The sequence below is a fragment of the Bradyrhizobium valentinum genome, from assembly GCF_001440405.1.
Taxonomy (GTDB): Bacteria; Pseudomonadota; Alphaproteobacteria; order Rhizobiales; family Xanthobacteraceae; genus Bradyrhizobium; species Bradyrhizobium valentinum.
Genome location: NZ_LLXX01000021.1, coordinates 81,793 through 89,734, shown reverse-complemented (window position 1 = coordinate 89,734; position 7,942 = coordinate 81,793). Strand labels below are relative to the sequence as shown.

6 protein-coding genes are annotated in these 7,942 nt (G+C 63.2%); 5 read left to right on the top strand and 1 reads right to left on the bottom strand.

Translation table 11 applies throughout. The annotated features are described in order from the left end of the window. Nucleotides 1-198: 198 nt before the first annotated feature. Entirely contained in the window at nt 199-1,371 is a 1,173-nt protein-coding gene (locus CP49_RS02510) for an acetyl-CoA C-acetyltransferase (protein ID WP_057848717.1), read from the bottom strand. A gap of 148 nt (nt 1,372-1,519) precedes the next feature. Here CP49_RS02510 and CP49_RS02505 point away from each other — a divergent pair, with 148 nt between their 5' ends. From CP49_RS02505 to CP49_RS02485, 5 genes are all read left to right on the top strand, one after another. Then, entirely contained in the window at nt 1,520-2,185 is a 666-nt protein-coding gene (locus CP49_RS02505; protein WP_057848724.1) for a TetR family transcriptional regulator, read from the top strand. 74 nt (nt 2,186-2,259) lie between these two features. Continuing rightward, complete coding sequence (locus CP49_RS02500) at nt 2,260-3,018, top strand: SDR family NAD(P)-dependent oxidoreductase (protein WP_057848716.1); 759 nt, start codon at nt 2,260-2,262, stop codon at nt 3,016-3,018. 325 nt (nt 3,019-3,343) lie between these two features. Then, nucleotides 3,344-5,194, top strand: a complete 1,851-nt coding sequence (locus CP49_RS02495) for an AMP-binding protein (protein WP_245310450.1) — start codon at nt 3,344-3,346, stop codon at nt 5,192-5,194. A gap of 173 nt (nt 5,195-5,367) precedes the next feature. Beyond that, complete coding sequence (locus CP49_RS02490) at nt 5,368-6,495, top strand: acyl-CoA dehydrogenase family protein (RefSeq protein ID WP_057848715.1); 1,128 nt, start codon at nt 5,368-5,370, stop codon at nt 6,493-6,495. A 111-nt stretch (nt 6,496-6,606) separates the two neighbouring features. Continuing rightward, nucleotides 6,607-7,854, top strand: coding sequence for an acyl-CoA dehydrogenase (locus CP49_RS02485; RefSeq protein ID WP_057848722.1), 1,248 nt, complete (start codon nt 6,607-6,609; stop codon nt 7,852-7,854). Nucleotides 7,855-7,942: the final 88 nt, after the last annotated feature.

Below are 7,942 nucleotides of genomic sequence, written 5' to 3'. Positions count from 1 at the left end.
ACAGATGCCTCTATCTACACCGATTCCATCAACCCAATCTCCCGGGACCAAACACGCACGCAGGGGCCCATAACCACCGCTCTGAATGTTGAAGCGAGCTGGAGCCCCAGTTACGTATAACCACAAACATTTGTGGTTATGGGTCCCTGCGTTCGCAGGGACGACACCTTTGTTATTGTGACGCGTGTGGCCGCTTTCTTAAAGCCTTTCCACGATCGTCACGTTGGCCATGCCGCCGCCTTCGCACATGGTCTGCAGGCCGTAGCGCTTACCCCGCTGCTTGAGCGCGTTGACCAGCGTGGTCATCAGCTTGGTGCCGGAGCCGCCGAGCGGATGGCCGAGCGCGATCGCGCCGCCATTGACGTTGAGCCGTTCCGGATCGGCGCCTGTCGTCTGCAGCCACGCCACCGGCACAGCGGCGAAGGCCTCGTTGACCTCGAACAGGTCGATGTCGTCGATCGACATGCCGGCCTTCTCCAGCGCCCGCCTGGTAGCGTGCAGCGGCGCATCCAGCATGATGACGGGATCGCCGCCCATCATGGTCATATGATGGATGCGCGCCAGCGGCTTTACGCCGAGCGACTTCAGGCCGCGTTCGTTGACGACCAGGACGCCGGAGGCTCCATCGCAGATCTGGCTGGCGCTGGCGGCGGTATGCTTGCCGTTCTCGGCGATCAGCTTGACGCCCTTGATGCCGTCGAGGCTGGCGTCAAAGCGGATGCCTTCGTCGATATGGTGGGTATCGGTCGTATTGTCGGCGCGGGTGATCTGCAGCGGAACGATCTCGTCCCTGAACTTGCCGGCTTGGGTCGCGGCGATGGCGCGCTGGTGGCTATTGTAGGAATACTCGTCGAGCTGGTCCTTGGAGAGCCCGTACTTCTCCGCCATCATTTCCGCGCCGGTGAACTGGCTGAACATGATGTTCGGGTATTTCTTCTCGATGCCCGGACTCTTGTAGTGGCCAAAACCGTTCTTGGCGGGGAGCTGCGAGGCAAGGCCCATCGGCACGCGCGTCATCGATTCCACGCCGGCGGCGATCACGATGTCCATCGAGCCGGCCATCACCGCCTGCGCCGCGAAATGCAGCGCCTGCTGCGACGAGCCGCACTGGCGGTCGACTGAGGTGGCGGGCACGCTCTCGGGAAGCTTTGAGGCCATCACCGCGTTGCGGGCGATGTTGTTGGACTGCTCGCCGGCCTGCATCACGCAGCCCATGATCACGTCCTCGATCTGGGCGGGATCAACCTTGGTGCGGTCGACCAGCGAATCCAGCACAGAAGCGGCAAGGTCGGCCGGGTGCCAGCTCGCCAGACGTCCCCCCTTGCGGCCACCCGCGGTGCGTGCGGCGGCGACGATATAGGCCTCGGCCATGTCTGTTCTCCCTTGGATTGTTATGGATGGCGTTTGATGGATTGGCCGGATTTAAGGGGCACTGCGGGATTTAGTCAATCAATCAATTAACTCTTGAGTGCAGCCGCGGCATGCGCTTATGTGCGACCCGGATTTCCGGCAGGCAGTGATGGCATCGCAATTGAATACCAGCGTACCGACGAGGCTTCCGGGCGGCAAAAATACCACCGCCGAGAAGTTGCTTGTCGCGGCGAGCGAACTGATGATCGAGCGCGCGTCGATCGAAGTGTCGCTTTCGGACATTGCGCAGAAATCCGGCGTCAACGCCGCACTGGTGAAATATCATTTCGGCAACAAGGACGGGCTGTTGCTGTCGCTGTTGGCGCGGGATGCCGCGACCGAGATGTCGGGGCTCGAATACCTGATCAACCAGCCGATCTCGCCGACCGCCAAGCTGCGCCTGCATATTGGCGGCATCATCCGTGCCTATCACCAGTTCCCCTATATGAACCGGCTGATCCACTATCTCCTGCATGAGAGCAGCGCTGAAGCCGCCGACGAAGTCTCGAAATTCTTCGTCGCGCCGCTATTGGACTTTCACCGCCGCCTGCTCGCCGAAGGCGTCAAGGCCGGTGAATTCCGCGATATCGATCCGGTGCTGTTCTACACCAGCCTGATCGGCGCCTGCGATCACCTGTTCTTCGGCCGCCACGCGATGTCGCGCGCGACCGGCGTCGGTCCCGTCACCGACGACGTCTGCCGCGAATATATCAAGCACATGGAAGCACTGATCTGCGGTGGAATGCTGAATGGGCGACTGGCGAGTAGCGAATAGCGAATGGACGACCATTCGCTATTCCCTGTTCGCCAGATCTAGAGAAGAAAACATCCAAGGAAAGGTCCTCTAAAATGCAGTTGCAAGACGTTGCCGTTCTCATCACCGGCGGTGGTTCGGGCCTCGGTGCCGCGACCGCCCGCGCCATGGCCGCCAAGGGCGCGAAAATCGGCGTGATAGACCAGAACAAGGAAAACGCCGAAAAGGTCGCCGCCGAAGTAAAGGGCGTCGCGCTGCACGCCGACGTCACCGACGAGGAAGCCATCAAGGCGGCGATTGCGAAAGCCGAAGCCGCGCACGGCATCGCCCGGGTGCTGATGAACTGCGCCGGCATCGGCGGATCGCAGCGCACCGTCGGCAAGGACGGCGTCTATCCGCTGGCAAAATTCGTCCGCATCATCAATGTCAATCTGATAGGCACCTTCAACGTGCTGCGCCTGTTCGCCGAGCGCCTCGCCACCGCGCCGCCGATCGGCGAGGAGCGCGGCGTTGCCATCAACACCGCTTCCGTCGCGGCCTATGAAGGCCAGATCGGCCAGATCGCCTATTCGGCCTCGAAGGGTGGCGTCGTCGGCCTCACCCTGCCGGCAGCGCGCGATCTCGCCAGCCTCAAGATCCGCGTCAACACCATCGCGCCCGGCCTGTTCCTGACGCCGCTCTTGATGGGCCTGAACGAAGAGGCCCGCAAGAGCTTAGGGGCCCAGGTGCCGCATCCGGCCCGCCTCGGCGATGCTTCGGAGTACGGCGCGCTGGCGGTTCACATCGTCGAGAACCCGATGCTCAACGGCGAGACCATCCGTCTCGACGGCGCGATCCGCATGGCGCCGCGGTAGGGCACGCACTACCGTCGTCCCCGCGAAAGCGGGGACCCATACTCCGCGGCGGCTCTTGTTGCAGAAGGTCTCTGCCACCATGCCTCTTCGATACGACACGGCGTATGGGTCCCGGCTCGCGCTTCGCTTGGCCGGGACGACGATGGATGGGAGATCCGCGTGACTCAACCGCTCTTGATCGAACACCATGACGGCGTCGACCGGGTCACGCTCGACCGGCCTGCCTTTCTCGAAAAGCGAAAGCCTGTCTATATCAGGCGCTGACGACAAGATCCGCAAAGGACAAAAATTCCGGGAGACGCAATATGAGTGGGAGTGCTGCGCAGTGTTGACCAAGCCGGCCTTTCGCAAGATCGAATGGCTGGCGCGTGACATCGCGGTCGAGCGTCGTCCTGATGGCGTCATCATCCTGAAGTCGCGCATCCCACTAAAGGCTTACGAGAAGCATATTCCGGCATCGCTTTCGAAATGGGCCAAGCAAGCGCCCGAGCGCATCTGGCTGGCGCAACGCGGCGGCCCGGACCGGCAATGGCGGAAAGTCTCCTACGGCGAAGCCAAGCGCATCGTCGACGCCCTGACGCAGGGTCTGCTCAATCTCGGCCTTGCCGAAGGCAGGCCCGTTGCGATCCTGTCGGGCAATTCGATCGAGCACGCGCTGATGACGCAGGCCGCGATGCAGGCGCGGCTACCGGCGGCGCCGGTGTCGCCGGCCTATTCGCTGATGAGCCAGGATCATCTCAAGCTCAAATACCTCTTCAACCTGATCAAGCCTGCGGTCGTGATGGTGCAGGACGGGCCGACCTTCGAGAAGGCGCTGAAAGCGATCGACCTGACCGGCGTCACCGTCGTTCACGTCGCGCGTCCCTGTGAGGGCGTCAAGAGCGTGTCCTTTGCCGATCTCGCCGCAACGCCGGTGACGAACGCGGTCGAGGAGTCGATTGCGAAAATTACGCCTGACACCATCGGCAAGCTGCTGTTCACCTCAGGCTCGACCGGCATGCCGAAGGCCGTCATCAACACGCAGGAGATGATGTGCGCCAATGCGGCGATGATGATGCAGGTGCGGCCGCGCGATCCCAACGGGCCGCTCGCGACCGTGCTGGACTGGATGCCGTGGAATCACACCATGGGCGGCAATGCTGCGTTCCATCCGATCCTGGTCGATGGCGGTACGCTCTACATCGACGATGGCCGGCCGATGCCCGGCCAGTTCGAAGAGACCATCCGTAACCTGCGCGAAGTGTCTCCGACCTATTATGCCAACGTGCCGGCCGGCTATGCAGCGCTGGCGGCCGCGATGGAGAAGGACGACGCGCTGTGCCGCAGCTTCTTCAAGAATCTTTCCGTCATGGCCTATGGCGGCGCGCGGCTGCCGGATGATCTCTATGACCGCATGCAGGCGCTGGCGGTGAAAACCACCGGCGAGCGCATCGTCTTCTACACCGGCTGGGGCTCGACCGAGACCGCGCCGACCTCGACCGGCACCTACTGGGACACCGAGCGCGTCGGCCTGATCGGCCTGCCATTCCCCGGTGTTGAGTTGAAGATGGTGCCGTGCGGCTCGAAGTACGAGCTGCGATTGCGCGGCATCAACGTCACGCCGGGCTATTTCGGCCAGCCGGAATTGACCAAGAAGATGTTCGACGAGGAAGGCTTTTATTGCATCGGCGATGCCGGCGTCTTCGTCGATGACAATGATCCGCTCCAGGGCATTATCTTCGCCGGCCGCGTAGTCGAGGACTTCAAGCTTACGACCGGCACCTTCGTCCATGTCGGCTCGCTGCGCACCGATGCGATCGCGGCCGCCACGCCGGTGGTGCACGACGCGCTGGTCACGGGGCAGGATCGTCCGTTCATCGGGCTGCTCGCCTGGCCCAATTTGCACGCCTGCCGGCAGATAACAGGCAATCCCGATGCGACGTTTGAGGATGTGGTCCGGCATCCCCAAGTGATCGACTGCCTGAAGCGCGGGCTGGAGGCGCACAACGCGTCCGCCACCGGCAGCAGCATGCGGATCGCGCGCGCCATGCTGATGGCCGAGCCGCCATCGATCGACGGCAACGAACTCACCGACAAGGGCTACATCAATCAGCGCGCCGGCCTCGAACGCCGCGCCGCGCTGGTGGAGAAGCTCTACGCCGATCAGCCGGGAGAGGATGTGATTGTGCTGCAATGAGAACGACGCTCCATCGTCGTCCCCGCGAACGCGGGGACCCATACGCCGAGGCCTATCGATGTCAGGTTGGAGCCAATACCGGATAAAACACAAAGGCCGGTGGTTATGGGTCCCCGCGTTCGCGGGGACGACGAGATAAAGAAATACACCACACACAACGCGAGTAACACGCCATGAACTTCGATTTCTCCGACGAACAAAAACAGATGCGCGACGCGGCGAGGAAGTTTCTCGCCGAGAAGTGCCCGCCGAAGGCCGTGCGCGAGGTGCTCGACGGCAAGGCGGCGTATGACAAGCAGTTGTGGAAGGGGCTCGCTGAGATGGGCTTCCTCGGCGTCGCGATCCCGGAACAATTCGGCGGTGCGGGCGCGGGCCATCTCGAACTCTGCGTGATCGCGGAGGAAATGGGCCGCGCGAACGCGCCGGTGCCGTTCTCGTCAACCGTCTACCTCGCCGCCGAAGCGCTGCTGCTGGCAGGCTCCGACGCGCAGAAGCAGAAATGGCTGCCGAAGATCGCGAGCGGCGAGGCGATCGGCACGCTGGCGCTGTTCGAGGGCAAGGGCAATCCGTCGCCGAAGGCGATCAAGCTGCAGGCGTCCGGCGGCACGCTCAGTGGCGTGAAGAAGCCGGTGCCGGATGGTGCGATCGCCGATTTCGCCGTCGTCGCCGCGCGCACCGGTTCGACCGGGCGCGATTCAGACATCTCGCTGTTCCTGGTCGATCTGAAGGCCGGCGGCGTCGAAGCGAAGTCGCTGACCAATATCGATCCGACCCGGGGCCAGGCCGAACTCACGTTCAAGAACGCCAAGGCCGAGCCGCTGGGAGCAGCCGGCGACGGCTGGAGCATCCTGACCCAGGTGCTCGACCGCGCCGCCGTGCTGCTCGCGTTCGAGCAGGTGGGCGGCTCCGACCGCGCACTCGAAATGGGCCGCGATTATGCGCTCGACCGTATCGCCTTCGGCCGCCCGATCGGCTCGTTCCAGGCCGTGAAGCACATTCTCGCCGACATGTATGTCTCGGCAACGCTGGCGCGCTCCAACTGTTACTACGGCGCCTGGGCGCTCTCGACCAACGCGTCGGAACTGCCGGAAGCCGCCGCCGCTGCGCGCATCAGCGCGACGCAGGCGTTCCAGCACTGCTCCAAGAACAATATCCAGGTTCATGGCGGCATGGGCTTCACCTGGGAGTTCGACTGCCACATGTACTACCGCCGCGCCAATGCCACCGCGCTGACGCTCGGCAGCCTGTCGTACTGGGAAGATCAATTGATCGACCGCATGCGCAAGAAGAACGCGGCGTGAGCTTGTGAACGTCATTCCGGGGCGATGCGAAGCATCGAACCCGGAATCTCGAGATTCCGGATCGACCCGCTTCGCGGCTCGTCCGGAATGACGGACGAGAGGATGGAACAGATGAACTTCGACGACACTCCGCAGGAAGCCGCGTTCCGCGCCGAGGCCCGTGCATGGATACAAGCCAACGCGCCGAAGCAATATGAGGAAGAACTTCGAAAGTCCTCGCTCGGCCGAACCGTCCTCAAGGACGCCAACATTCTCGAGGTCGCAAAGGCCTGGCAGAAGAAGAAAGCCGATGCCGGCTGGGCTTGCCTGCATTGGCCAAAGGAATACGGCGGCCGGGGATCATCGCCGATCGAGCGCGTGATCTGGCAGCAGGAGGAGGGGCCGTTCGGCAAGCTCTCCGGCATGTTCATCATCGGTCACGGCATGTGCGGGCCGACCATGATGGCGTTCGCCGGGGAGGAGCAGAAGCGGAAGTACCTCCCGCCGCTGGCCTCCGGCGAGAAGGTCTGGTGCCAGTTGTTCTCTGAACCCGCCGGCGGCTCCGACGTGGCGGGCTTGCGCACCCGCGCCGAGAAGAAGGGCGACGACTGGATCATCAACGGCCAGAAGATCTGGACCTCGGGCGCGCACTATTCCGATTACGGCATCCTGCTGACGCGCACCGATCCGACCGTGCCGAAGCACAAGGGCCTCACCATGTTCTTCCTGGACATGAAGAGCCCGGGCGTCGAGGTGCGGCCGATCAAGCAGGCCAGCGGCCAGTCCGACTTCAACGAGGTCTACTTTACCGATGTAAAGATTCCGGATTCGCAGCGCCTCGGCGCGGTCAATGACGGCTGGAACGTCTCGCTGACCACGCTGATGAACGAGCGCATGTCGATCGGCGCGGGCGTTTCGACCGGCTTCCCGGAACTGTTCGACTTCTGCAACAGTCTGATGCTGGAAGATGGACCCGCGATCGAGGATCGCAACGTTCGCTCGAAGCTTGCGAACTATGCGGTGAAGGCCAGCGGCCTCAGATACACCAGCATGCGCGCGATCTCGGCGCTGTCGAAGGGCGAGCGCCCGGGTCCGGAAAACTCCATCGGCAAATTGGTGGCGGGATCGATGGTCCAGGAAGTCGCGATGTACGCGCTCGACCTGCAGGGTGCCGCCGGCGTGCTGAGCGGGCCCGAAGACGCCGAGGTCGCCGGCAAATTCCAGGCGATGCTGCTGCGTGCGCCCGGCACCCGCGTCGAAGGCGGCACTGACGAAATCATGCGCAACATCATCGCCGAGCGCGTGCTCGGTCTGCCCGGCGACATCAGGGTCGACAAGGACGTGCCGTTCAACAAGATCCCGACCAAGGGAAGAGCGTAGAATGAAGACCCTCATCCTGAGGAGCGGCACCTTCGCCGCGTCTCGAAGGATGAAGGCCCGGCTGGTGGCCTCATGGTTCGAGACGCGC

Coding starts and splice junctions, on each gene's coding strand:
- CP49_RS02510 (WP_057848717.1), bottom strand. CDS start 1,371: ATGGCCGAGGCCTATATCGTCGCCGCCGCACGCACCGCGGGTGGCCGC.
- CP49_RS02505 (WP_057848724.1), top strand. CDS start 1,520: ATGGCATCGCAATTGAATACCAGCGTACCGACGAGGCTTCCGGGCGGC.
- CP49_RS02500 (WP_057848716.1), top strand. CDS start 2,260: ATGCAGTTGCAAGACGTTGCCGTTCTCATCACCGGCGGTGGTTCGGGC.
- CP49_RS02490 (WP_057848715.1), top strand. CDS start 5,368: ATGAACTTCGATTTCTCCGACGAACAAAAACAGATGCGCGACGCGGCG.
- CP49_RS02485 (WP_057848722.1), top strand. CDS start 6,607: ATGAACTTCGACGACACTCCGCAGGAAGCCGCGTTCCGCGCCGAGGCC.